Source organism: Kribbella sp. NPDC000426, from assembly GCF_040300265.1.
In the GTDB taxonomy this organism is placed as follows: Bacteria; Actinomycetota; Actinomycetes; order Propionibacteriales; family Kribbellaceae; genus Kribbella.
Genome location: NZ_JBEPDK010000001.1, coordinates 448,964 through 473,506, shown reverse-complemented (window position 1 = coordinate 473,506; position 24,543 = coordinate 448,964). Strand labels below are relative to the sequence as shown.

The window sequence follows — 24,543 nt, the reverse complement described above, 5'->3', positions numbered from 1 at the left end:
GCGGGTGGTTGCTGAAGGGCTCGGGACCGGGTTGTTGGTGGCGGTTGTGGTTGGGTCTGGGATCGCGGCGGCGCGGCTGTCGCCTGGTGATGTCGGGCTGCAGTTGTTGGAGAACGCGTTTGCGACCGGGCTTGGGCTTGCCGTGCTGATCGTGATGCTCGGGCCGGTGTCTGGCGCGCACTTCAATCCCGTGGTGTCCGCGGTCGACTGGTGGCTCGGGCGGCGTACGGGGGATGGCCTGGCGCCGCAAGAACTCGTTGCTTATGTGGCTGCGCAGATCGTTGGTGGCGTCGCCGGGGCCGTGCTGGCCAATCTCATGTACGGCGGTCGCGCCGTGTCCTGGTCTACGACCGATCGCAGCGCGGGTCATCTGTACCTAGGCGAGGTTGTCGCCACCGCGGGACTGGTCCTGCTGATCTTCGCGCTGGCTGCTTCCGGCCGGGCCCGGCTCGCGCCCGTCTCGGTCGGTGCCTACATCGGGTCGGCGTACTGGTTCACCTCGTCCACCTCGTTCGCCAATCCGGCGGTCACCGTCGGGCGAGCGTTCAGCGACACGTTCGCCGGCATCGCACCCCACTCCGTTCCCGGGTTCGTCGCCTTCCAGATCATCGGCGCGATCGTCGGCATCGGCCTGCTTGCGTTGCTGTACCCGGGCGCAGGTCGTGCTGCCGGCAACGTCACAACGCCACACACCGAGACCACCACCGCAGGAGCGTCCTCGTGAGCAAACCCGCCGTTCTCTTCGTCTGCATCCACAACGCCGGCCGGTCCCAGATGGCCGCTGGGTGGCTCCGCCATCTCGCCGGCGACACCGTTGAAATCCGGTCCGCGGGCTCCGAGCCCGCCGACCAGATCAACCCGGTCGCCGTCGACGTCATGCGCGAGGTTGGCATCGACATCACCGGCAACACACCGCACTTGCTCGACACCGAAGACGTCCGGGACAGCGACGTCGTCATCACCATGGGCTGCGGCGACACCTGCCCCATCTATCCCGGCAAGCGCTACGAGGACTGGGACCTCACCGACCCCGCCGGCCAGCCGATAGACGTCGTACGCGAGGTCCGCGACAACATCCGCGCCCGCGTCGAAAAGCTGCTCACCGAGCTCCAAGATTGAATCAATCCAGCGTGAGCTGACGGCGATGGAAGTCGTAGTGCTGGGTCGGGAAGCGGTACACGTCCGCCAGCGTCATGTAGTCCTTGAAGAACGGGTCCCATCGCGTCGGATAGTGCATTCCGCGGGCGAGATCGGCGTCCGATTCCGCGTCGAGCCGCCGATGGAGTTTGGCGACGACCTGGTCGAACATCTTGACCATTCGCTCGGGGCTCACGGTTCGCCCGGCGGCATACGAGCCGAGGAAGTTCACCTCGTCGAACGGTCGGGTCGCTGCGTTGAGCAGGCGGGCGTACGCGCGGCCGGCCCTCGGCGGCAGGCGACCGAACGTCCGCACGAGCCGCAGCAGCGCGCGAATGATCAGGTACCCGAGCAGCATGTGGAACAGCAACTGCCGGTTGTTCCACCGCGTGCCGTTGGTTGCCCTAAGCAAACTCTCCCGATCGGCCGACTCGACCAGCCCGCGAAAGTCCACCCGCACCCGCTCGAGCTCGTCGTGGACCGCTTGCCTGTCCATCCTTCATCACACCACCCACCCAGCCCCAACACCAGACCCTTTACTACTTGGCGTCGTGGAAGACGAGGCCGAGGGTGTGGCGTTGGCCGGATTTGATGGGGGAGACACCGTGGCGGACGGGGGAGGCGGACCAGCCTCGGGTTGATTTGACGGGGCGGTCGCGGGTGGTGAAGAGGAGGCCGTGGCCCTGGGGGATGAGGGTGGCGGTGCCTCGGGACTGCGCTCTCGGGCGTTGTTCGACCAGGAGGAACTCGCCGCCGGTGTGGTCGACGCCGGGGTCGTTCAGGTTGATGACGACCTGGAGCGGGAACACCTTGTCGCCGTACAGGTCGCGGTGCAACGCGTTCCAGTCGCCCGCGCCGTACCGCAGGAGGATCGGCGTAGGCCGTGTCTGCCCGGCTCCGTGGCAGATGTCGAGCCACTCGTCGAGCGTGTCAGGCCATTCCGCAACCCGGTTCAGTTTCGAGTACCAGTCCCGTGCGATCGGCAGCAACCGCGGATACAGCGCCTGCCGCAACGCGTCGACCGCCTCAGGGAACGGATGGTCGAAGTACCGGTACTGCCCCTCGCCGAACCGGTGCCGCGCCATGTCGACCGTCGCACGGAAGCGCGCAACGTCGTCGTACAGCGCCGCGATCCGGGCAGCCTCGGTCGGCGTCAGCAACTGAGGGAGCAGTGCGCAGCCGAGATCATTCACCTCGGCCGTCACCCCGTCCCAGTCCGCTCCGGCGACTCGTCGCTCGTACTTGTCCATACCGATGGAACGCCGCAGCCCGCGATCGTGTGAGGGCCTGCGCTTACAGCTGTTCGAGGACCGTGATCGGGGCCAGCAAGGTTGCGTCGTCGAGCGGGCGCTCGCCGGTCTCGAGCATCTTCAAGAAGACCTTCAGACCAGGTACGACGTACTCCGCGTCCAGCTCGACCGCCCGGCTCGCCAGCCCGGTCCGCCCGACGACCGCGGCGTGGAACGGCACCCGCCCGTCGTCTGTCGGCTTGACGAACTGCAGCGTCACCAGCACGCCGTCGCTGCGATACCTCGCCACCACAGTCGAACCCACGTGCTCGACCGAGACCGGTCCCGGTTCACCAGGCGCCAGCCGCTGGGCGAGGTCGGCGATGTGGATGCCGTAGAAGAAGATGCCGCTGTACTCGCTGCCCGGGTCAGCCGGCCCTGTCACAGTGACCGTCTGCACCTCGCCGACCTGAGCCTCCGCAAGAGCATCAGCATCCGCGACCCACCGCACAGCGGAGTACGACGTCACGAGCGCGCCGCCCACCCGCGCCGCGTCGAGGATCGCCCGCGCATCCGCCGTGCTCGCCGCGAGCGGTTTGTCCACCCAGACCGGGGTTCCCGCTTCGAGGAACGGTACGGCGAGCTCGCGGTGCACCGCGCCGTCGCGATTGGTCACGATCAACGCGTCGACCGAGCCGATCAGCTCGTCCGACGTGGGGACGACGTCAGCGATGCCGCCGAGAGCCGCGAGCTTGCGGGTCTTCTCGTCGTCGCCGACCAGCGCGACGATGCGCGCGCCCGAGATCTGGTCCACGTTCAACGAGCGGACGATGTGGTCCGCGTGGCTGTTCTCCGTCCCGACCAAGGCCATGCGCATCAGTTCTCCTTCAGCTCGACGGGACGCCCGAGGCGGGCGGATTCGTACACGGCGAGCACGGTCGCCAACGACCGCCGACCGGCCTCCAGCGACACGGCCGGAGCGCGCCCGTCCCGAACGGCGGCGATGAAGTCGCGGTACTGCGCGAGGTGGGCCAGCTCGACCGGACCCCAGTCGGCGGGTCCTTCCAAGACAGGCGCCGACGGCTCCGAACCCTCGGCCGAGGCGAAGTATGCGAGCTGGTCGTCGTCGAGCACCGCCGTACCTTGGTCGCCGTGGATCGTCAGCCGCACCGGACGACCCGGGTACGCCGCTGTGCTGGCCAGCAGCAGGCCGATCGCCCCGCTCTCGAACAGGATCGAGGCGCCGGCCAGATCCTCCACCTCGATCCCAGAGTGGGCGAGCATGCCGGTCTGCGCGCTGACCTGGACCGGGCGGCCGAGCATCCAGACCAGCAGATCGAGCGCGTGAATCCCTTGGTTCATCAGCGCGCCGCCGCCATCGATCGCGAGGGTCCCCCGCCAGTCGTCGCCGTCGTAGTACGACTGCGGCCGGAAGAACGCGGACTCGGAGATCCCCGAGGTCACGCGGCCGAGCGCGCCGCTGTCGATCGCCGTACGGATCTGGGTAACCGGCGGCTGGAAGCGGCGCTGGCTGATGACCGAGACCGTGAGGCCGGTCGCTCGCTGCGCCTCGATCAGACGGTCCGCGGCCTCAAGTGTGATGTCGACGGGCTTCTCGACGATCACGTGATTACCGGCCTGCAAGGCTTCGATGGCGTTGTCCGCGTGCAGGGCGCTCGGTAGACAGATCGCGACGGCGTCGACCGGCGAAGCGGCGTACGCCTCGGCCTGGGTGGCGTACGCGTGGCCGCCGTACTGCTCCACCAACTTGCCGGCGCGGTCGAGGTTCTGGTCGACGACGGCGACCAGCTCGGCTTCGTTACCGAGGGCTTCGATGAGGCGAGCGTGCACGGTGCCGATCGCGCCGGCACCGATCAGGGCGAAACGCATGAGACCTCTCTCTTCCATCGGGGGATCAGGGAGTCGTCCAGGGGAGCGGTACGCCGCCGGTCTCGGCGGACTGTTGGGCGAGCAGGGCCAGGCGGGTCGCGAGCAGGCCGCGACTCGTGGTGATGTCCGGCTCGTTGCCTGCAGCAAGCGCCTGCAGAGGGAGCTCGGCGGGACGGTGGCCGGCCGGCAGCGGTACGTCGTGTGGCGCGAGGTCGGTCGTGGTGACGACCAGGCGGTTGCGCGCCCAGAGCAGTTCGGCGGTGCCGTCGGTGCCGACGAGTTTCATCCGGTAGTCGCCGTGCATCGGGGAGCCGGCCGGATTCATCCAGTCCACGCCCGCGGTGATCAGCGCGCCAGGTCCGCTCAGCGTCGCCACGCCGTACGAGCTGTCCACGACGAAGCCGCTCACGGTCCCACTCGTGAGGCCGGTGAAGAGCAGCCCGGCGTCGATGTCGTGGACGGCGAGATCGTTCAGCAAGCCGCCGTACTGCGCTCGGTCGAAGAACCAGTCCGGACGGGTCGGGCGGTTGAGCTTGTGCGGACCGGAGGCGGTCACGCCGTGGATCGTGCCGAGCTGAGTGGAGATCTCCAGGGCCGCGAGCGTGACGGGGTAGTAGCGCTTCTCGAGCAGGAGCGTGACGTGGCGGCCGGTGCGTTGCGCGGCTTCGGCGATCGCGTCGAGGTCTTCGAGGGTCGTGCACAGCGGCTTGTCGGCGATGACGTGGCAACCGGCGTTCAAGGCATCGACGACCGTCCGGCCGCGGTCGCCGTAGATGCCGGCGACCATGACGATGTCGGGCTCGACCTCGCGGAGCATCTCTTGGTGATCCGTGAACACCTTCGCGTCGTACGGCGCTGCCCAGCGCTCCGCGAGCTCCCGGCTCGGGTCCGCGACCGCGACCAGTTCGAGGGAGTCGACGGCGTCGACCTCCGCGGTCGCATAGGCCACGTGCGGATGGGCGGCTCCGGCGACGGCGATCCGAGTCATCTCGTGATTCCAGCATGCAACCGGTTGCACGTCAACGCGTCATCGGCGCCGTCGTGGCTCTGATCACCAGATGGGTTGCGATCGTGATGCACTCCGCGGTGGGGTCTTCCAGGAGCTGGATCAGGAGCTTCGCGGCCGCCGTACCGGCGGTGGCTGCGCCTGCCGAGACACTGGTGAGCGCCGGCGTCGTGAGCGCGGCGAGGGTGTCGTCGCAGCCGATCAGGCTGAAATCCGAAGGCACCGAGATTCCGCGCAGTTCGAGCCCGGCCAGCACGCCCTGCGAGACCACGTCGTCGAACGCGATCGCGGCAGTCGCGCCGGATCGTACGATCGCCGACACCGAGTCGCGCCCGGCCGCGTAGCTCGGGCGGCCGACCTCGATCACCTCGACGGTCAATCCCGACGCGGCGGAGGTCAGAACCTCCCGGCGCTGCTGGTCGGACCATGAGTCCCGCGGGCCGGCCAGGTACGCGATCCGCTGGTGGCCGAGCTTCTTCAGCAACATCACCGCCTCGGTCATCCCGCCGGAAGAGTCGATCAGTACGCGGGGAATGCCGTCGAGATCGCGGTTCACCAGGACGACCGGACGGGTGGCTGCCAGTTCGCGGATCAGCTCCTCGGACAGCCGCGGTGACGCCAGCACGAACCCTTCGACCTGCGGCGCGAGCCGGGCGATCAGCTTCGCCTCCCGCTCCGCGGACTCGTCCGAGTCGCCGAGGAAAACCGCCAGGTCCGCGGTCTCCGCGGCCGACTGCAGGCTACGAACCAGCGGCGGGAAGAACGGGTTCGCGATATCGGGTACGACGACGGCGATGTTCCCGAACCGCCCGGTCGACAACGCCCGCGCCGCCTGGTTCCCGACGTACCCGAGCTGGGCCGCGACCGCGCGGACCTGATCGACGGTCTCCGGGCTGAGCAGCTGCGGCCGGGTGAACGCCCGCGACACCGTCGATCGCGATACCTGGGCTGCGGCAGCGACATCGCCGATCGTGACCCCCGGCGCCCGCTGCGTACGTGGCGACATGTGCCCACGATAGTGCAACCGGTTGCAGAAGTGTGCCGCTTCATTGCAACCTGACGACACGTCCATGTCTGGCCGGTCACGGTGTCTTCATTGCGGGCCACCGGCGAGTAACACTGTGAAGTGAACGCCTGGTTGGACGACCGGACGATGGGCACTGGGATGAACATGGTGGACGTCGAGCTGCGGTATTCGCGCATCTGGCGGGCAGCCGTGGGACTGCTGGCCGCAATCGGAGTTGTTGCGTCGCTGGTGTTCATCACGCCGTCGACGAACCTGGTCGCGTTCCTGGTCGCCGCGTTCACCGCGGGAGCCGTTTGCCTCAGCATCGGCCTGGGCCGCGACCTGCCGTCCGCCGACCTGGCGTACCTCGTCCCGCGCTGGGCGGTGCTGGGCGGCCTGTTCGTGCTCGCGGTCTGCGGGTACGCCGCAGCCGTCGGCGCTCGCACGGTCGCGCTGATGGTCCTTGTCGTCGGCGCCTCCCCGCCCGTCGTCAGCTGGCTCCGCTCCGGGACGGCCGACAAGCCGTCCCGTGAGGTACGGCGGCGCCGGCCGATCAAGTTGCCCACGGCAGCTTCCGAGCTGCTGCAGGTGGTCCAGACCGACGGCCGCGCGGCGGCGGACTGGCCGATGCCGAAGTACCTCGCGGCCGTCGTACGCAGCGTCGGCGAGCTGAGCGACGAGGAATTGTGCCTGGCCTGGCGACGGAGTTTCACCCAGCTCCAGCGGGCTCTCGGGGCGGATCGCCGGCAGGCCATGGTCGACGTACGGCGGGCTTATCTCGACGAGCTCGAGCGCCGCCATCCGGACTCTTTCACCACCTGGCTCGCATCCAGCCCACGAGCCGCCGGCAACCCCGCGCGCTTCTTCACCCACCGCGCCGAGCACTGACCCCCAACCCCCCGAGGAGAGGTCCTGCCTTGAGCAGCCCGGAGACCGCACGTACCCAACGCACGTTCTTCGGCCACCCGCCCGTCCTGGCCAACCTGTTCGGCGTAGAACTGTGGGAGCGCTTCTCGTTCTACGGCATGCAGGGCATCCTGCTGATCTACCTGTACTACACCGCGGACCGCGGCGGCCTCGGCATCGACGAAGGTACGGCGACCAGCATCGTCGGCGCGTACGGCGGACTCGTCTACCTGTCCACGATCCTCGGGGCCTGGCTGGCCGACCGCCTGCTCGGTCCGGAACGCACGCTGTTCTACGCCGCGGTCGTGGTGATGGTCGGTCACATCGCGCTGGCATTGCTCCCCGGTCTGGCCGGGGTTGCGGTCGGGCTGGTGCTGATCGCGGTCGGCAGCGGCGGGGTGAAGGCGAACGCAACCTCGCTGGTCGGGACGCTGTACACCGAGGACGACGATCGCCGCGACGGCGGCTTCTCCCTGTTCTATCTCGGCATCAACCTCGGCGCCTTCGCCGGGCCTCTGCTGACCGGTCTGTTGCAGAAGAACATCGGCTTCCACTACGGCTTCGGGCTGGCTGCGGCCGGGATGTTTCTCGGCCTGGTCCAGTACGGCGCCGGCCGGCGCCGGCTGAGCGACGAAGCCCGCCGGGTGCCGAACCCGTTGACCCCCGACGCGCTGCGCCGGGTGGGTATCGCGGCCGCGGTCGCGCTGGTGGTCATCGTCGGGATCCTGCTCTCCGGCATCCTGCCGGCCGCGCGGTACGCGCTCGCGGTCGCCGTCATCAGTGCGCTCGCGGCGATCGCCTATTTCGTCGTGATTCTCGGCAGCGGCCGGTTGACCGATGTCGAACGGAGCCGGGTGCTCGCGTTCATCCCGTTGTTCATCGCGAGCGCGGCGTTCTGGTCGCTCTACCAGCAGCAGTTCACCGTGGTGACCGTCTACTCCGACCAGCGCCTCGACCGGAACATCTTCGGCTGGGAGATGCCGGTGTCGTTCGTGCAGTCGATCAACCCGGTGATGATCATCATCCTGTCCGGTGTGTTCGCCGCGCTGTGGACGAAGCTCGGGTCGCGGCAGCCGTCGACGCCGATCAAGTTCAGCGCCGGTCTGGCCGTGATGGGTATCGCGTTCCTGCTGTTCCTGACCATGGCCGGCGGCGGTCCGAACAGCGCGCCGCTGCTCGGACTCGCCGGCATCCTGCTGGTGTTCACGATCGCCGAGCTACTGCTCTCGCCGGTCGGTCTCTCCTTGTCGACAAAGCTCGCACCCGAGGCGTTCCGAACCCAGATGGTTGCCTTGTTCTTCCTTTCGGTCGCACTCGGTACGGCGATGTCCGGCGTACTCGCGAAGCTCTACAGCACCGAGCACGAGGCCGCCTACTTCGGTGTCATCGGTGTGGTTGCACTGGTGCTGGGCGGGCTGCTGGCGCTGGCGACGCCTCCGATCAGGCGACTCATGCGCGGGGTGCACTGAACGTCGCGCGGAGGTCGGCGCCGATCAGCTCGACCGCATGACGTCCGGCTGACAACGCGGCGGGGAAGTTGAGGAACGCGTGCATGGTGTCGGCGTACTCGACCAGCTTGGTTGGTATACCGGCTTCGGTGAGACGGCTGGCATAGGCGATGGCGTCAGGTCGCAGTGAGTCTCGGCCGGCGGCGAGTATGAGTGTGGGCGGGAGGCCTGCGAGCGAGTCTGCTTGGAGAGGTACAGCGGTCGGGTCGTTGGTCGGGGCGTACCACTCGTGCCAGTCCTCGTCCGGGTGGAGGTCCAGGGTCGGGTAACAGAGGACCTGGCGGTCGGGGAGTGGGGTGCCTTCGTCCCGCGCCAGCAGGCAGGTGCCGGCGGCAAGCGCTGCGCCTGCGCTTTGCCCGCCGATGACGATCCGGCCGTCGCCGTTGAGCTCGGCTGTGTGTTCGTGGATCCATTGCAGGGTTTCGTAGGTGTCGTGAAGTCCTGCTGGGTAAGGGTTCTCGGGCGCGAGGCGATAGTTGAGTGAGACAACGGTGACGTTGCCGTTGGCAGCGATCCCGGAGGTTGCGTACTCGATGTCGCGGAGGTGGCCGCCGACGAAACCGCCGCCGTGCAGCCAGAGGACGATCGGCCGGGGCTGCGTCGCGTATCGGTATACCCGCGCTTCCAGCCTGCGTCCCGGTAGTTCGATCGTCAGGTCGTCCAACGAAACCCGGGGATCGGGGTGGCCTGCCAACGCGGGATCCGGCAGGTCCTCCCGGTCCAGCAGCAAAGCTTCGTAGGGGTCGCCGTCGAGTTCGGGTGCGTCGGCGAGCATCTTCAGGAGCGCATCGGTTTCCGAGCCGTACTCCGGGCTCTCGATCAGCTCTCGGTTCATGCGGCAACCGGCTGGAGATGGCGGGCCGCGTGGGCGAACAGGAACCCGTCCGGGGTCGTGGACACGTATTCGGCCAAGGCCCCGATCCCGCCGTCGAACCCGGCGCCGGTCGACGGGTCGGCCCACGCCTGGTCGTCGTACTGCTCGATCTCGGCCAGGAGTGCGGCGCCGACGCTGGTGAATCGGTGGAGAACCAGCTCGGACGGGATCCGCCGTCCAGCCTCGACGCCGCCCAGGTTGAGGGCTCGGCCGATCTCGGCGGTCTCCCAGCGCGGGTCGAGGCTCCAGTGCAGACGTCCCGCTTTGGCATCTCGCAGTACGGCGAGGTTGATCTCGTCCCACATCAGCACGTGGGCGACCAGGTCGTGCAAGGAGTCGCAGAAGTCCCCGAGCGGGCCGGCGGCCACGTCGTACGGCGCGCGTAGTTCGTCGTCGCTCTTTCCCGCGACCCGGCTCAAGAGGAGTTCCTGGTCCCGGCGGATCATTCCGGCTGCCTGCGCCGGGGTGGTAGTCGGTGTACGCATGCCGACAATCAACCAGCCTGGTTGGCGGCGCCCCGGTGGATTGCGCGAAGTTCTCAATTCACCGCGCGGTACGTCGCCATCTTGGCGCGGGCGCCGCAGGTGTTCATCGAGCACCAGCGGCGCTGGCCAGGGCGGCTCGTGTCGACGAACAGCAGGGAGCAGTCGTCGGACTCGCACACCCGGATCCGCTCGGCCAGTGGTCCGGTGAGCAGGTCGACGGCGTCGCGGGCCAGCCTGCTGAGCAGCTCCGGGACGTCGGTCAGGCCAGTAGCCAGGCGACGGTCCGGGGTCAGGCGCGGGCCTGCCAGTGGGCGGCTGCTCCACTGGTTGACGACCTCGAGGTCGGCCGGGAGGGTCGCGCCGGTGAAGAGCCGGTAGAGCGCCTCCCGGAGCTGGACCGCTTGACCGTACGTGCGCCGGGATACCGGCACCTCGTCCTGGGTGAGGCCTGCTTCGCGGAACCAGCGAGCGAGATCTGCCGGCTCGGGCATGCGCTCGAACGGCTCCTGCTCCCGCTTGCCGACGGTCGCGGTGAAATCGACCGACGGGCGGCCGGCGACCCAGGTGAAGCGCGTGTTCATGGTCGTAGCCTATCATCGGTGTTACCAGTTAAACCGGTAACAAGGGAGCAGCTTGTGAGGATCGGGATCGTCGGCGCTGGCGGCGTTGGTGGGTACTTCGGCGCACGGCTGGCTGCGGCGGGGCAGGATGTCGGGTTCGTGGCGCGGGGCAAGCACCTCGAGGCGCTGCGGTCGGACGGGTTGGTCGTGCGGAGCCCGGCCGGCGATCTGCAGTTACCGGTGCAGGCGACGAACGAACCGGCCGAGCTCGGCGTGGTCGATTTCGTTCTGGTCAGCGTGAAGACCTGGCAGCTGCCCGAGGCGATCCACTCGATCCAGCCGCTCGTCGGCCCGGACACCGCGATCGTCACGGTGCAGAACGGCGTCGAGGCGCCTGACCAGGTGGCAGAGTCGTTCGGGCGGGACGCCGTACTGCCCGGTGCCGCCGAGGTGATCGCTTATGTCGACGGGCCCGGGATCATCAGGCATCTAGGCAGCGGCAAGCTGACATTCGCAGAGTGGGACAACCGGCAGTCCGCCCGGGCCGACTCGCTCCGGGAGGTGTTCGTCGCCGCCGGCCTGCAAGCCGTCGTGTCGGAGGACATCTGGGCCGCGCTGTGGGCCAAGTTCCTCTCGGTCGTCCCGAGCGGCGGCCTCGGCACCGCGACCGGCGCCGGGTACGGCGTGCTCCGCACGCATCCCGCCACCCGGCGACTCCTCACCGACGCCACCACCGAGATCCGCGACGTCGCCGTTGCCCGAGGCATCCACCTCGCCGCCGACGTCGTACCCCGCACCCTCGCCTGGATCGACGGCCTCCCCGCGGACGGCACCACCTCCCTCCAACGCGACCTCACCGCCGGCCGCCCCTCCGAACTCGACGCCTGGACCGGCGCAGTAGTCCGCCTGGGCAACGAAGCAGGCGTCCCCACCCCCGTCAACACCTTCCTCTACGAACTGGCCACCGCGAGAGCAGTCGCTGCCGGCAACCTGTGAGGGATTGACGACGCGAACGACAGCACCGCCATCAACGACCAGAAGTACGCCGTCACCCAGACCTCGCGCGGTCCGATCGTGGAGTTCTGCGCGAGCGTCGCGATGAGCCATCCCGGTATCGGCAGTAACGCGACCGCAGTACAGGCGATCCGTGCCCACCGTCGACCGGTGCCGGCGAGCGCGTAACCGCCTGCCATACCGAACAGCGGTACGGCGAGCGCGCCGCCGCCGATCCCGTCAGCGAGGAACTGCGAGGGATTCGCGAGCCCGGGAAGGAGGACGGCTGCCAGCAGCAGCGGTGAGAAGATCAGCCACCGCGGACGCCGTTCGTTCGTGCGCCGCAGGTACTCGGACCACCCGAGGAGGACGCCGAGCACGGTCCCGGGCAGGAGGATCCAGCCGAAAGTGCCGGACCAGGTGACCGCGGACCCAGGCCCCGCGACCTGAGCCATGAACCCACGCAGGCCGCAGGCCCAGGCGAGGCCGCACGCACCCCCGGCTGCGGGCAGCTGCCATCGGGCGAGCATCCTCAGCTCTCGATCCGGGCGCTGATCCGGGGCTCGGCAGCTCGCGGCCGACGTGTGCGGACGGCCGCGAACAGCGCGCAGAGCGTCAGCCCGTAGATCGCGACGCCGACCGGGAGCGCGCTGGTCGCGCTGACGCCGATCATGACGAGTGACCAGACGCCCGCGACCAGCGCGGCGTACCGCTGCCACCCGGTCCACTCGGGCGAGCGCAGGACGGCAATACCGGCCATGGTCAGACCGATGCCTGTGAGCGCGACGCCGAGCCCGAAGAACGCCCCGACCAGTTGCGGACCGGTCTCGTCCAGCCGCTGATCGGCGATCGGGAGCGACGCGAACTCGGCGAGGAACAGGATCGCCGCGCCGGCCGTGGCCAGCGCGCCCCCGACGCGGCCGGCCCGTTGAGTCATCACCTGCAGGAAGCCGATCGTTCCGAGGAGGACGAGGAGATGCAGTGCGGCGTTCGCGAGAGAGGCCGGGACCAGGCTGTCACTGGTCCACGGGTAGCTCCACATCTTGTCCGAGACGTCGGATGCCGGCTTCACGACGGCCTCGATGGTGATTCCGGACACTGTGGTCAGGGCGGCGCCGACCAGGCCGAGGACGCTCAGTTTGCGGTTCATGGTTCCCCACCTTTCGAAGAGTGTGCTTCGACGGTAGGAATTACTCGTTGCCGCGCACATCGGCGGCAATACGACGTTCGCCGTACGTGCCAGCACTGTTGGCGGGACGGTCCGGCGCTGCGACGATGGTGCCGTGCGAGGGCGTCGGCCGGTGCCGGCCGTGATGTTCGGGGTGTGCGTGGTCGCGGAGATCGCCGCGATCTGTCTGTCGTGGCGTCTCGAACCGGTGTACGACACGCTGCTGTACGGACTGTTCGCGCTCGCCACCGTCGGTGCGGGCGCGATGATCGTGCAGCGGCGGCCGGGGAACGCAATCGGCTGGTTGTTCTGCGGGTTCGGACTGCTGAACGCGTTCGCGTCGGATCTGGCGCAAGGATGGGGTCTCCGCGCGGCCGCGGAGGGGTGGCCGGGCGGCCCCGTCGGCGAGGCTGTCTCGGCGGCCAGTTGGCTGCCGAGCGGGTTCGGCTGGACGCTGACCTTCCTGCTGTTTCCGACCGGCCGGTTCCTGAGCCGGCGTTGGCGTGCGCTGGCCTGGACCGGCGCCGTCGGCCTGCTGATCAGCACGGCGGCGTGGTCACTCAGCCCGGATCGCGGCCGCGACTTCGCCTCGGGTCGCAACCCCTGGGCGGTCTCCTCGCTGCCGACCGGGCTGCTGCTCGGGACCGGAATGCCGTTGTTCATCGGCTCGTTGCTCGGCGCAGTCGTCTCACTCGCCGTACGGTTCCGCCGGTCGACCGGGCTGGAACGTCAACAGCTGAAGTGGTTCGTGCTCGCGGCGGTGATCGCGGGCATCGCGCTGCCGACGAGCTTCGTGCTCTGGTATGTCAGCCCTGCCGCCGGGATCATCGCCGCGGTCGCCCTGACCGGGTTGCCGTTGGCAGCCTGCGCGGCGATCCTGCGGTACCGGCTCTACGACATCGACTTCTTCATCAGCCGGACCGTTGCCTACGCGAGCCTGACGGTTCTCCTGCTCGCGTCGTACGCCGCCGTGACCGTTGCCCTGGGCGCCTTTCTCGGCCGGGGATCGGCGTGGCCGGCAGCGGTCGCGACGCTCGTCTGCGCGGTCCTGTTCCGGCCGATGCGGTCGCGGCTCCAGGACGCGGTCGACCGGCGCTTCAACCGGTCCCGGTACGACGCCCTCCACCGGATGACCGCATTCCTCGACGACGTCCGCGCCGGACGCCGTCCGCCGGAGGATGTGCAGGCGGTCCTCGGCGAGATCCTCGGCGACCCGGCACTGGAGCTGCTCGTCTTCCTCCCGGAGAGCCGCCGGTACGTCGATCTGTCCGGTGCGACTCGTGAGGACAGCGACGCCCGGCACCGGATCGCGATCGAGCGCGGCGATCAACCGATCGGAGTGGTGCGGTACGACGACAGCGCGCTGGGCCCGGACCTGATCCGCCGCGTCGTCGAGGACGGCGGGCTCGCGGTCGAGATTGCCCGGTTGCGCGCCGAGCTCAACGTCCAGCTCGTCGAGGTCAAAGCCTCGCGCACCCGCATCATCACCGCCACGCACGCAGAACGCCGCCGGATAGAACGAGATCTCCACGACGGCGCCCAGCAACGACTGGTCTCGATCGGCCTCGCCCTCCGCCACGCCCAGCATCAACTCGACACAGAACTGGCCCAAGGCAGGCCGGCCTCGGTGGCTACCGGCGTTGTACCGAACGCAGTGGCCGCGAGTATTCAGGCGACGCTGGAGGGTGCAGTAGTCGAGGCGACGGTGGCGATCGGAGAGCTGCGCGAGTTGGCGCGAGGGCTTCCTCCGGCACAGCTCGACGCGGGGCTTGCACCCGCGTGTGAGGAATTGGCGAGGCGGGCTCCGTTGCCGGTTTCGGTGCGGATGCCGGAACGACGGTTCGACGCCGGCATCGAGGCCGCGGCGTACTTCATTTGTTGTGAGGGCCTCACCAACGCGGTCAAGCACGCCGATGCCACCCGCGTCGACCTGATCGCCGACCACGACGATGAGCGCCTCCTCGTCCGCGTGATCGACGACGGCGTCGGCGGCGCCGCCCCGCGGCACGGCACCGGCCTCACCGGTCTCGCCGATCGGGTCGCGGCGCTCGGTGGCACGTTCGACGTCCGCAGCCGGCCGGGTGCCGGTACGACGCTTGTCGCGGAGCTGCCATGCGGATCGTGATCGCGGAGGACCAGGTGCTGTTGCGCGAAGGGCTCAAGATGCTCTTCGTCGACGGCGGTCATGAGGTTGTCGCGACCCTTGGCGATGCGGACGGGCTGCTCGCAGCGGTCGCGACGTACCAGCCGGATCTCGTCGTCGCGGACATCCGCATGCCGCCGACGCATACGGACGAGGGTGCCCGCGCCGCGCGGGCCGTGAAGCGCGCGCATCCGGAGCTCGGCGTACTGCTTCTCTCGCAGCACATCGACACGCAGCACGTGGTCGATCTCGTGTCGCGCGGCGGATTCGGCTACCTGCTGAAGGACCGCGTGCTCGACGTCGCCGACTTCCTCGCCGCGGCCGAGCGGGTTGCGACCGGCGGTTCGGCGCTGGATCCGCAGGTGGTCGCCGGCTTGGTCGCTCGACACGACCCACTCGGGACATTGACCGAGCGCGAGCGCGGCGTACTCGAGCTGATGGCCGAAGGCCTGACCAACAGCGCCATCGCCAGACGGCTGTACCTCAGCGAGCGCACGGTCGAGGCGCATGTACGGCACCTCTTCACCAAGCTGTCGCTGCCCGAGAGCGAGGACGGTCATCGCCGCGTGCTCGCCGTACTTGCACATCTCGGTGCGGCTACTCCAGGCCGAGGTCGGTGAGGACGTCCATCACCGAGCGGTTCGGTGGGGCGGAGGCGACCAGGCCGCGGATGCAGCCGGTCATGACCATTTGGAAGTACGCCGCGGAGCTGATCTGCGGGAGCTCCTGGTGGGCCGCGAGGAGCAGATCGTCGGTGGCGAGGAGGGCGTAGACCTTCTCGAGCTCGCGGCGGTGCGGGCCCTCGAAGTACGGGCGGTGGCGCTCCTCGGCAGCCGTCAGGTTGATCGCGAGCGAGGCGACGGTGCCTGACATCAGTACGGCGCCGGCGGGGGTGTAGCCGCGGCGCCCGAGCGCCTCGATCGCCTCGCGCTGCAGCCGTACCCCGGACTCGCCGCGCGGGAACAGCGCCTGCATGTACGCCGCGAGACCCGGGCGGTCGAGCACGAACGTGTGCAGCTGCTGGGCGAACGACAAGAGGTGCTTCTCGACGTCGTCGGACGGGTCGTCGGCGATGTGCAGCTCCCGCAGTACCGCCTCACCGACCACCGCCTCGAGCCCGAGCTTGCCGTCGACGTGCCGGTACAGCGCGGTCGGTGAGACGCCGAGCGCGGTCGCGACGCCGTTCACGGTGAGGTTGGTCAGGCCGAGCCGCACCCCCTCGCGCTCGATGTCCGCAAGGGTGATCTGCGCCGGCCTCGGCGCCGGCACGATTCTGGCCACCTCGCTGGCTGCCAACGCGGCCGGCGACGGCTTCGGCCTGCACATCACCGAGCGGAACGAAGACGATCCGCGGATGTGGTACTACCGCTTCCAGACCGACCAGATCGGCTGGGCGCCCGCCGTCAACGTGCTGCTGCCGAGCGACTACCACACCAGCGGCCGGACGTACCCGGTGCTGTACCTGCTGCACGGCGGCAACCAGGACTTCATTGCCTTCGACAACCTCGGCGTCCGGGACTGGACCGCGGGAAAGCCGATCATCGTGGTGATGCCGGACGGCGGCAAGGCCGGCTGGTACTCCAACCCCGTCAGCACGAACGTCGGCCCGCGCAACTGGGAGAACTTCCACCTCAACCAGCTGATCCCGTGGGTCGACGCGAACTTCCGCACGTACGCCGAGTTCGCCGGCCGCGCCGTGTCCGGCTTCTCGATGGGCGGATTCGGCGCGCTCAAGTACACCGCGAAGTACTACGGCCACTTCGCCTCCGTCAGCGCGCACTCCGGGCCGGCGAGCGTACGCCGGGATTCCGGGCTGGTCGTGCACTGGGCCAACGTGTCCTCCGCGGCCGTCGACCTGGCCGGCGGGACCATCTACGGCGCCCCCGCCTGGGACGAGGCCCGCGTCACCGCCGACAACCCGATAGAGAACCTCGAGCGCTACCGCGGCAAACGCATCTTCCTGGTCGCCGGCACCAGCCCCAGCCCCGACCCCTTCGACTACGCCAACGAAACCCAGGTCCTGGCCGGCCAACGCGAATTCCGCGCCGCCCTCGACAACGCCAACATCCCCCACACCGCCTACGAAGACCCGGGCGGCCACATGGTCCGCCCCAACCGCATGCTCGAAGACCTGGAAGGCATCCTCGCCCACCTCAAGAAAGCCTGAGGCACGTAGTACTTCCCGGTGTCGTGCGCAACGAGCGCGGCACCGGGCATCCTCGGATCGAGTGTCAGGACTAGAGACGCTTGGGTGCGTTCTTGAGTTCACCGACGATGACGTCGAGTCCCAGATGTTCCTGCAGCATGTGCTTCAAGTGGTTGCCCTCGATCAGCTGGATGCGGCCATGTTCGGCGGCGAAGTCGTGCGACTGCTTGCCGAACCACGAGGTCGTGACCAGGACGCCGCGGCTTGCCTTCAGCTGCCCCATGACACCTGCGAGGGCACGAACAGCCTCGGTCGCCACCACGCCGCGGTACCGCTTCGCCTGGATGACGCAGACGCCACCCATGATGGGGTCTTCGTTGACGGCGACGCCGTCGACGCCGTCGTCGCGCGATGCCTGAGTGACCCATGACTTCAGGCCCATCGCCTCGAAGAGTTGGCGGACGAGGTGCTCGAACTCGGTGGGATCCATCTCCAGAAGGACTCGCCGGCTGTCGAGACCAGCGGCGGCGTCGTGCGCATCGACAAACTTGTACCGCGACAGGTCCGGGTCGAACACCGGCCGCACTGCCTCGAGATCCCAGGGATGCTTCGACACCAAGGCGTTGAGGTGGCGCAGGCACTCACCTGGATCCAGCTCGCTCAGGACGAGGTCGCTGAACTGCTCTCGGGTGGTGATCAGGCTGACCAGGCAGGGTTTCTCCGGTCTCCCAGTGGCCTTGTTGCGGGTCGACACGTGTGCATTGACGGCGACGTCTGTCACCAGGTTCTCACCGGTGACCTCGAACGCGTCGCGCATGGTACGCAGTACCAGCTGGGCAACGAGATTGCTGTACCGCTGGTTGATCTCACGCGGGGGACGTGGCTTCGGTGTGATCTCGTCTTTGGTGCGCACGTACCTGAACTCTGTCTCCGCCGGAATCGCTTCGACGCCAGGAAGCTCCATCACGACGAGCAGGCGGCGAATGTCCGGTTGGTACGCGACTTCGACATCCGATGTGAACCCTGCAAGCAGTGGACGAGATTCCAGCGTCAGTTCAAGGTAGTCGCTCACCGCCTCCGGGCGACCTTGCCGGTACGCCTGTTCGAAGGCATCCACCTTCGCGTTGGCATCGTCTGCACGCTGCCTGGCGGCGTCGACCTCGAGGCGATGCGCTTGCTCGGCTCGCTGGAGTCGCTGGATTCGAGCTGTCTCGGCGGCCTGGTGGTGCGCCTGAGCATCGTTGAACGCGGCTTGACGCTGCTGATTCGTTCGCTCCACTGCCTGCTTCTTGAACATGCGCTGCACGGCGCTCGGGGGAGGCGGAGCGAACTCTTCCCAGGAAGGCGGTGCGATGGGTACGCCGTCGTGCCCGGGGTCGAACCGGGGCAGATCAGGTTGCCTGCGCAGCGCCGCGAACGGGATCCGAGCCGACCTATGCAGGCTGCCGATCAGGAGACCGTCGAGCTCTCCGATGCGCTCGGCCAAACCTTCGTTCAGCGCAGCGACCTCGGTCTGCCTCGCCTGGAGGTAGAGCGCCGCCGCTTCCTTTGCCGCTTGCTTGTCGGCTGCTGCGGCGGCCTTGGCGAGACGCTCACGCTGACGCTGCGCCTGGGCGATGAGCCGGTCGCGGTCCCGTTGTTCCCGGGCAGCCTGCTTCACTCGCAGGTTCCGTTGATGCTCCATCTCGGCGAAGAAGCCCCGACGTCGTCCCATGCTGCCCCCATCGACAGACCGTCACAGAAACCAGCCCAGATTTGACTCTAGGTGTTGGACCTGATTTTCGCGTCTGTCGCGGCGCGTCTGCCCGCGCGCTCAGTCTTCGGCGAGGCGGTGGAGGAGGTGGGCGAGGGTTTGTTGTTCGGTGGGGGTCAGGCGGGCGAGTTGGGTGTGCATGACGTCGCGGCGTTTCTCGCGCAGGGTGTTGAGGATCTGGCGGCCGTCGGGCGTGAGGTCGACGAGGGTGGCGCGGCGGTCGTGGGGGTCGGGTTGGCGTTCGACCAGGCCGGCGGCTTCGAGGTCGTCGACGACGGAGGTGGCTGAGCGCGGGACGATGCCGAGCTGGGCGGCGAGTTCGCTCAGGCGGAGGGCGCGGTCCGCGCGGTCGAGCGTCCGCAGTACCCGGAACTGCCCGTGCGTGACGCTCTCCCCGAACCCCTCCCGCGAAGCCCGCCGCTGCCGCCGGACGATCCCGTCCAGCAACGCGGCGATCTGTTCCGCAGCATCATCCGGCCCATGCATGGACAGAGCCTAGTATCCGGCGGCCCGTAGGGCCGTCGTGCGCGCGAGGGAATGAAAGGGCATCTTGTGAGGTTGTCTCATAGTGAGTTAACCTCAGTATAACTGTTCCCTGCCGAAAGGGTCTGTATGTCGCAGATTTCTGGACTTCCCGGCGGGGGAGCCGGGGGCGGGCGTGCGATGCGCTCGCTGATGAAAGACTCCTCCGTCCGTCACCACAAACTGTCCGCCGGCACGCTCCGGCGGATTCTTTCCTTCGCCCGTCCGTACCGCGGCTACCTCGCGTTCTTCCTCGTGCTCGTCGCGTTCGACGCCGGGACCGGCGCGGTCACCCCGCTGCTGTTCCGCGCGATCATCGACAAGGGGATCGTCCCGGGGCACGCCGAGGTCGTCGTCTGGCTCGCCTTCGTCGTTGCAATGCTGGCGGTCGCGAACAGCGCGATCACCCTCGGCGAGCGCTGGTTCTCCGCGCGCATCGGTGAAGGTCTCGTCTACGACCTCCGTACCGCCGTCTTCAACCACGTGCAGCAGTTGCCCGTCGCCTTCTTCAGCCGGACACAGACCGGCGCCCTGATCCAGCGGCTCAACGGCGACGTCCTCGGCGCCCAGCAGGCGTTCACCTCGACGCTCTCGAACGTCGTCAGCAACCTGCTCAGTGTCGCCCTCGTCCTCGGCGCGATGTTCGTGATGTCGTGGCAGATCACCCTGCTCGCCCTCGTCGTGATGCCGCTGTTCGTGATCCCGGCCCGGCTGCTGGCCGGCAAGTTGCGCGAGGCAACCGCTGAGACGTACAAGCTCAACGCCACGATGGCCCAGACCATGACCGAGCGCTTCAACGTCGCCGGCGCGGTCCTGGCCAAGGTCTTCGGCCGTACCCAGGACTCGTCGCGTGACTTCGCCGGCAAGGCTGCCCGCGTCCGCGACATCGGCGTCACCACCGCCATGTACGGCAGCATCTTCCGCGTGTCGCTCACCCTGGTCGCCGCACTCGCGGTCGCCCTGGTGTACGGCGTCGGCGGTGTCTTCGCAGTAGAAGGTGCCCTCGGCATCGGTACGGTCGTTGCCCTGACGGCGTACCTGAACCGCCTGTACGGCCCGCTGACCGCGCTGTCCAACATCCAGGTCGACGTGATGACCACGCTGGTCAGCTTCGAGCGTGTGCTCGAGGTCCTCGACCTCCAGCCGATGGTTGCCGACCGCAAGGATGCACGCGAGCTGCCGCCGACCGTGGAGCCGTCGATCGAGTTCGACCACGTGTCGTTCCACTACCCGTCGGCCGAGGAGGTGTCGCTCGCCTCGCTCGAGTCGGTCGCGACGCTATCGGCCGAGACCGGTGAAGAGGTCCTCAAGGACGTCACGTTCACCGTCGAGCCCGGGCAACTGGTCGCCGTCGTCGGCCCGTCCGGTGCCGGCAAGTCGACGCTGTCCTCGCTCGTCTCCCGCCTGTACGACGCAACCGGCGGAGCCGTCCTGATCGGTGGCCACGACGTCCGCGAAGTCACGCAGAGCTCGCTCCGCGCGGCGATCGGCGTCGTCACCCAGGATTCGCACATGTACCACGACACGATCCGCGCCAACCTGCTCCTGGCCCGCCCGGACGCCACCGACGACGAACTGCAGGAGGCGCTCGTAGGCGCCCAGATCGCGACGCTCGTCAACAGCCTGCCCGGCGGCCTCGACACCGTGGTCGGCGATCGCGGCTACCGGCTGTCCGGTGGCGAGCGCCAGCGCCTCGCGATTGCCCGGCTGCTGCTCAAGTCCCCGTCGATCGTCATCCTCGACGAGGCGACCGCCCACCTCGACTCCGAGTCCGAGGCCGCGGTCCAGGCCGCGCTGGCCAACGCGCTGGTCGGCCGCACGTCGCTCGTCATCGCGCACCGCCTGTCGACGATCCGCAACGCCGACGTCATCCTCGTCCTCGACGAGGGCCGCATCCGCGAACGCGGCACCCACGACGAGCTGCTCGCCGCGGGTGGTCTGTACGCCGACCTGTACGCGACCCAGTTCGCCAAGGCCGCCTAGGGCGCTGACCGCCAGCTGGACCCCCGGTCGCGTCGTGGGACGCGCTCGGGGGAGGATCAGCGCATGAGAGATCGGATGACTGCCGCTGCCACCGAACTGACGTACGACGCTCCGGCGGCGAGCTGGCTGGAGGCGTTGCCGCTCGGCAACGGCCGGATCGGCGCGATGGCGTTCGGCGGTCCCGGCCGGGACCGGATCGCGTTGAACGACGAGACCCTCTGGTCGGGCAGCCCCGAGACCACCCGCCGCCTGGCCACGCCGGTGGGCGAGGTCGGCGCCGCCGCGGTGGACCGGATCCGCGCTGCGCTCGCGGACGGCGACGTACGCACGGCCGAGGAGCTCGCGCATGGGTTCCACAGCGGGCACTCGCAGTCATATCTCCCGCTCGGCGATCTGCTCCTCGACTTCCAGATCGACGGCGAGGTCGACGGTGAGGTCACGAAGTACCGGCGCCGCCTGGACCTGGACACCGCGGTTGCGCGATCCGAGTACGAGGTCGCGGGCGTCGAGGTCTGGCAAGAGGTCTTCGTCAGCGCCCCGGCGCAAGCATTGATCCTATGTCTGGGCGCCTCGCAGCCGCTCGACGTGACGATCCGTCTGACCTCACAGCTTCGCGCCACCACGGAAGCGATCGGCGACAATGGTCTAGCGCTGCTCGCGACCTGCCCGTCGTCGGTCCCGCCGCCGCACGGCAGGGCCGGCCTGGAGATCGAGTACTCCGACGGCGACGACCGCGGGATGAACGCCGCCGTCGTACTGCGTGCCCGCACGGACGGATCCACGACGGCGACCGACGAGGCGCTGACGATGAGCAACTCGACGGACCTGCTGCTCGTCCTCTCGACCGCCACCGGCTACGAAGGCCCGCACACCGCACCGACCCGCTCGACATCCGACTGCCGCGATGCCGCCGATGCCGCCGTACTGCAGGCGCTGGACCGATCGGCAGAGCTGCAAGATGAGCACGTCGCCGACTACCAGAGCCTCTTCCGGCGTTCGATCCTCACGCTGCCGTCGACCGCGGACCTGACCACCGACCGCCGCCTGGCGGATGCGGCCGACGATCCCAGCCTCGCCGCGCTGATCTACAACTTCGGCCGCTACCTGATGATCGCCAGCTCTCGTCCCGGCGGCCTGCCGACCAACCTGCAAGGCATCTGGAACGAGCACCTGCAGCCGCCGTGGAGCAGCAACTACACGGTCAACATCAACACCGAGATGAACTACTGGCCGGCCGAGACCACGTCCCTGTCCGAGTGCCACGAGCCGCTGCTCACGTACGTCAAGGACCTCGCCGAGGCAGGACGCCGTACGGCGGAGGACCTGTACGGCGCCAAGGGCTGGGCCGCGCACCACAACGCCGACGCGTGGTGCTGGACCGCGCCCGTCGACGGCAACCCGAAGTGGGCGAACTGGCCGATGGCCGGCGTCTGGATGTGCCGTCATCTGTGGGACCACTTCGCCTTCACCGGCGACCGCGAGTACCTCCAAGACGTCTGGCCAGTACTGCGCGGTGCCGCCGAGTTCTGCCTCGACTGGCTGATCGAACTCCCGGACGGCACCCTCGGCACCGCGCCGTCCACCTCCCCGGAGAACGAGTACATCGCTGCGGACGGCAGCCCCGCCTCGGTCACGACCTCCTCGACGATGGACCTTTCGCTGATCGCCGACCTGTTCGACCGCTGCGCGCAAACGGCGCACGAGCTCGGTCTCACGGATCCGCTCGTCGACGACCTGGCAACGGCCCGCAAGCGCATTCCCGACCCGCAGATCGGTGGCCGAGGGCAACTACAGGAATGGCTCGAGGACCTGCCCGAGGCCGAGCCGCACCACCGCCACACGTCGCACCTGATCGGCCTGCACCCCGGCGACCAGATCACCCCGGACGGTACGCCGGACCTCGCGCGGGCAGCCGCCCGGACGCTCGAGCTCCGCGGCGACAAGAGCACCGGCTGGTCGCTCGCGTGGCGGATCTCGCTGTGGGCCAGGCTGCGTGACGGCGCAGCCGCTCATCGCCTCGTACGCGAGCTGCTCACGCCGGCCGGCGATTCCGGTACGGACTATGTCGGCGACGGTTCCGGCCTGTACCCGAACCTGTTCTGCGCTCACCCGCCGTTCCAGATCGACGGCAACTTCGGCGCCACCGCCGGGATCGCGGAGATGCTGCTGCAGAGTCACACGGACGAGCTCGAGATCTTTCCCGCCCTCCCGGCCGAGTGGTCCGAAGGCGCGATCACCGGCCTGCGTGCGCGGGGCGGCGTCGGCGTCGACCTGGAGTGGTCTCCGGCCGCTGCAAACGCCGTACTGACAGCGGATCGGGACACGGCCGTTGTGATCCGGCACGGCGATCAGCGCCAGGAGGTGTCGCTGCGCGCCGGGGTCCCGCTGACGCATCAGGTCAGGTCGTGAAGGTGAAGGACGGCGCCGCTGTCCAGGTCGCGGTCGAGCAGCGACCAGATGATGCGGGCAACGTTCTCCGGTTTCGAGAGTTGGCCGAGCGCCTCCATCTCGCGGAAGCGGGTCGACTCCGGGACTTCCTCAGGACTTGAGGCCCGGAGCTCGGCCTGCATGTCGGTGTCGAGTGCGCCGGGTGACACGGAGATCACCCGGCAGCCGGGACTGCGACGCTGCTGCTCCAGCCCGACCGTGCGCACCCACTGGTCGATCCCGGCCTTGCCGGCGCAGTAGCTCGCCTCGCCCTCGTGCGGCCGCATCGCCGCGCCGGACGAGATCATGATCAGGTGCTGCTCGCACTGCCGGCCGGACACCGCGCGCAGGAACGAATGCCCGAGCACCTGCGCGGACGCCGAGTTGAGCAGGACGTTCCGCGTGTACTGCGCGGTGTCGACGTGATCGGCGGATCCGAGCGGCGTCAACGTCCCGGCGTTGTGTATGAAGATCACCATGTCCGGATCGCTGGATGCGATCCGTTGCTGAAAGTCGTCGTCCACCAGCGGCCAGGACGACGGCTCGGCCAGATCGACGGCGACGTGATGCGCCCCCGGCGCGCCACCACGTCGCGAGAGGTCGATCAGCTCCGCGCTCTCGAACGGAATCGTCGCTGCCAACGCAGCCCCCAGCCCTGCGGAGGCTCCCGATATCCAGATCAGGATCCGCCGCAGCGACGTCACTTTGCCATCCCCGAGGCCAGGCAAAAATCCAGCATCGTGCAGTACCCCCTGCCGTGCCCCCACATCCCCTTGGGCATGCAGCCTACGACGCAAATCCCTTTAA

25 protein-coding genes are annotated in these 24,543 nt (G+C 68.6%); 10 read left to right on the top strand and 15 right to left on the bottom strand.

Translation table 11 applies throughout. The annotated features are described in order from the left end of the window. Positions 1-4 precede the first annotated feature (4 nt). Together ABT313_RS02240 and ABT313_RS02235 are read left to right on the top strand one after the other, a co-directional pair. Positions 5-724, top strand: a complete 720-nt coding sequence (locus tag ABT313_RS02240; RefSeq protein ID WP_350847745.1) for an aquaporin — start codon at positions 5-7, stop codon at positions 722-724. After that, positions 721-1,119, top strand: coding sequence for an arsenate reductase ArsC (locus ABT313_RS02235; RefSeq protein ID WP_350847743.1), 399 nt, complete (start codon positions 721-723; stop codon positions 1,117-1,119). The genes ABT313_RS02240 and ABT313_RS02235 overlap by 4 nt, the downstream gene beginning before the upstream one ends. 1 nt (position 1,120) lies before the next feature. On the opposite strand, the gene ABT313_RS02230 is transcribed toward ABT313_RS02235, so the two are convergent. Genes ABT313_RS02230 through ABT313_RS02205 form a run of 6 tightly spaced genes read right to left on the bottom strand, consistent with a single transcriptional unit; the run spans position 1,121 to position 6,268 of the window. Continuing rightward, positions 1,121-1,633 (bottom strand): DinB family protein, encoded by a 513-nt coding sequence (locus ABT313_RS02230; RefSeq protein WP_350847741.1) that lies wholly within the window; start codon positions 1,631-1,633, stop codon positions 1,121-1,123. A 43-nt stretch (positions 1,634-1,676) separates the two neighbouring features. Beyond that, complete coding sequence (locus ABT313_RS02225) at positions 1,677-2,387, bottom strand: 2OG-Fe(II) oxygenase (protein ID WP_350847739.1); 711 nt, start codon at positions 2,385-2,387, stop codon at positions 1,677-1,679. 43 nt (positions 2,388-2,430) lie between these two features. Next, positions 2,431-3,243 carry a Gfo/Idh/MocA family protein gene (locus tag ABT313_RS02220; RefSeq protein WP_350847737.1) on the bottom strand — a complete coding sequence of 271 codons (813 nt, stop codon included), beginning with the start codon at positions 3,241-3,243 and terminating at the stop codon, positions 2,431-2,433. Further along, a complete protein-coding gene (locus ABT313_RS02215; RefSeq protein ID WP_350847735.1) occupies positions 3,243-4,256 on the bottom strand; it encodes a Gfo/Idh/MocA family protein in 1,014 nt (337 codons plus the stop codon). The genes ABT313_RS02220 and ABT313_RS02215 overlap by 1 nt, the downstream gene beginning before the upstream one ends. Before the next feature lie 25 nt (positions 4,257-4,281). Further along, a complete protein-coding gene (locus tag ABT313_RS02210) occupies positions 4,282-5,244 on the bottom strand; it encodes a Gfo/Idh/MocA family protein (protein ID WP_350847733.1) in 963 nt (320 codons plus the stop codon). A gap of 31 nt (positions 5,245-5,275) precedes the next feature. Continuing rightward, the gene (locus tag ABT313_RS02205) at positions 5,276-6,268 is read right to left on the bottom strand and encodes a LacI family DNA-binding transcriptional regulator (protein WP_350847731.1); all 993 of its coding nucleotides are present in this window, start codon (positions 6,266-6,268) and stop codon (positions 5,276-5,278) included. 120 nt (positions 6,269-6,388) lie between these two features. Here ABT313_RS02205 and ABT313_RS02200 point away from each other — a divergent pair, with 120 nt between their 5' ends. Both ABT313_RS02200 and ABT313_RS02195 read left to right on the top strand, forming a co-directional pair. Then, on the top strand, positions 6,389-7,156 hold the full coding sequence (locus ABT313_RS02200; protein ID WP_350847729.1) for a hypothetical protein: 768 nt from the start codon (positions 6,389-6,391) through the stop codon (positions 7,154-7,156). Between the two features lie 29 nt (positions 7,157-7,185). Next, on the top strand, positions 7,186-8,643 hold the full coding sequence (locus ABT313_RS02195) for a peptide MFS transporter (protein WP_350847727.1): 1,458 nt from the start codon (positions 7,186-7,188) through the stop codon (positions 8,641-8,643). Here the strand turns inward: ABT313_RS02195 and ABT313_RS02190 are convergent. The 3 genes from ABT313_RS02190 to ABT313_RS02180 are packed head-to-tail and all read right to left on the bottom strand — an operon-like array spanning position 8,624 to position 10,622. Further along, entirely contained in the window at positions 8,624-9,517 is an 894-nt protein-coding gene (locus tag ABT313_RS02190; RefSeq protein ID WP_350847725.1) for an alpha/beta hydrolase, read from the bottom strand. The genes ABT313_RS02195 and ABT313_RS02190 overlap by 20 nt on opposite strands. Beyond that, positions 9,514-10,041, bottom strand: a complete 528-nt coding sequence (locus tag ABT313_RS02185; protein WP_350847724.1) for a maleylpyruvate isomerase N-terminal domain-containing protein — start codon at positions 10,039-10,041, stop codon at positions 9,514-9,516. Before ABT313_RS02185 ends, ABT313_RS02190 begins: the two co-directional genes overlap by 4 nt. Positions 10,042-10,094: 53 nt before the next feature. After that, positions 10,095-10,622 (bottom strand): CGNR zinc finger domain-containing protein, encoded by a 528-nt coding sequence (locus ABT313_RS02180; protein ID WP_350847722.1) that lies wholly within the window; start codon positions 10,620-10,622, stop codon positions 10,095-10,097. A gap of 54 nt (positions 10,623-10,676) precedes the next feature. On the opposite strand from ABT313_RS02180, the gene ABT313_RS02175 reads away from it, so the two are divergent. After that, a complete protein-coding gene (locus ABT313_RS02175) occupies positions 10,677-11,597 on the top strand; it encodes a 2-dehydropantoate 2-reductase (RefSeq protein WP_350847720.1) in 921 nt (306 codons plus the stop codon). Here the strand turns inward: ABT313_RS02175 and ABT313_RS02170 are convergent. Continuing rightward, positions 11,552-12,124 (bottom strand): hypothetical protein, encoded by a 573-nt coding sequence (locus ABT313_RS02170; protein WP_350847718.1) that lies wholly within the window; start codon positions 12,122-12,124, stop codon positions 11,552-11,554. The two genes, ABT313_RS02175 and ABT313_RS02170, sit on opposite strands and share 46 nt — an antisense overlap. 2 nt (positions 12,125-12,126) lie before the next feature. Beyond that, positions 12,127-12,744, bottom strand: coding sequence for a hypothetical protein (locus ABT313_RS02165; protein WP_350847716.1), 618 nt, complete (start codon positions 12,742-12,744; stop codon positions 12,127-12,129). A 133-nt stretch (positions 12,745-12,877) separates the two neighbouring features. Between ABT313_RS02165 and ABT313_RS02160 the strand changes: the two genes are divergently transcribed. Then, complete coding sequence (locus ABT313_RS02160) at positions 12,878-14,887, top strand: sensor histidine kinase (RefSeq protein ID WP_350847714.1); 2,010 nt, start codon at positions 12,878-12,880, stop codon at positions 14,885-14,887. Further along, on the top strand, positions 14,875-15,525 hold the full coding sequence (locus ABT313_RS02155; RefSeq protein WP_350847712.1) for a response regulator transcription factor: 651 nt from the start codon (positions 14,875-14,877) through the stop codon (positions 15,523-15,525). The genes ABT313_RS02160 and ABT313_RS02155 overlap by 13 nt, the downstream gene beginning before the upstream one ends. Here ABT313_RS02155 and ABT313_RS02150 read toward each other — a convergent pair. Next, entirely contained in the window at positions 15,503-16,174 is a 672-nt protein-coding gene (locus tag ABT313_RS02150; protein ID WP_350847710.1) for a TetR/AcrR family transcriptional regulator, read from the bottom strand. The two genes, ABT313_RS02155 and ABT313_RS02150, sit on opposite strands and share 23 nt — an antisense overlap. Between ABT313_RS02150 and ABT313_RS02145 the strand changes: the two genes are divergently transcribed. After that, positions 16,134-17,072: an alpha/beta hydrolase gene (locus tag ABT313_RS02145; protein WP_350847708.1), complete on the top strand. Its 939-nt coding sequence runs from the start codon at positions 16,134-16,136 to the stop codon at positions 17,070-17,072. The genes ABT313_RS02150 and ABT313_RS02145 overlap by 41 nt on opposite strands. Positions 17,073-17,142: 70 nt before the next feature. On the opposite strand, the gene ABT313_RS02140 is transcribed toward ABT313_RS02145, so the two are convergent. Both ABT313_RS02140 and ABT313_RS02135 read right to left on the bottom strand, forming a co-directional pair. Further along, positions 17,143-18,711, bottom strand: coding sequence for a restriction endonuclease (locus ABT313_RS02140; RefSeq protein WP_350847706.1), 1,569 nt, complete (start codon positions 18,709-18,711; stop codon positions 17,143-17,145). 153 nt (positions 18,712-18,864) lie between these two features. Then, positions 18,865-19,290 (bottom strand): MarR family winged helix-turn-helix transcriptional regulator, encoded by a 426-nt coding sequence (locus ABT313_RS02135; RefSeq protein ID WP_350847704.1) that lies wholly within the window; start codon positions 19,288-19,290, stop codon positions 18,865-18,867. Between the two features lie 189 nt (positions 19,291-19,479). Here ABT313_RS02135 and ABT313_RS02130 point away from each other — a divergent pair, with 189 nt between their 5' ends. Together ABT313_RS02130 and ABT313_RS02125 are read left to right on the top strand one after the other, a co-directional pair. Continuing rightward, positions 19,480-21,309, top strand: coding sequence for an ABC transporter ATP-binding protein (locus ABT313_RS02130; RefSeq protein ID WP_350847702.1), 1,830 nt, complete (start codon positions 19,480-19,482; stop codon positions 21,307-21,309). Positions 21,310-21,372: 63 nt separating this feature from the next. Next, positions 21,373-23,718 (top strand): glycoside hydrolase family 95 protein, encoded by a 2,346-nt coding sequence (locus ABT313_RS02125; protein ID WP_350847700.1) that lies wholly within the window; start codon positions 21,373-21,375, stop codon positions 23,716-23,718. Here the strand turns inward: ABT313_RS02125 and ABT313_RS02120 are convergent. Then, a complete protein-coding gene (locus ABT313_RS02120) occupies positions 23,703-24,440 on the bottom strand; it encodes an SDR family NAD(P)-dependent oxidoreductase (RefSeq protein ID WP_350847698.1) in 738 nt (245 codons plus the stop codon). The genes ABT313_RS02125 and ABT313_RS02120 overlap by 16 nt on opposite strands. Positions 24,441-24,543 lie beyond the last annotated feature (103 nt).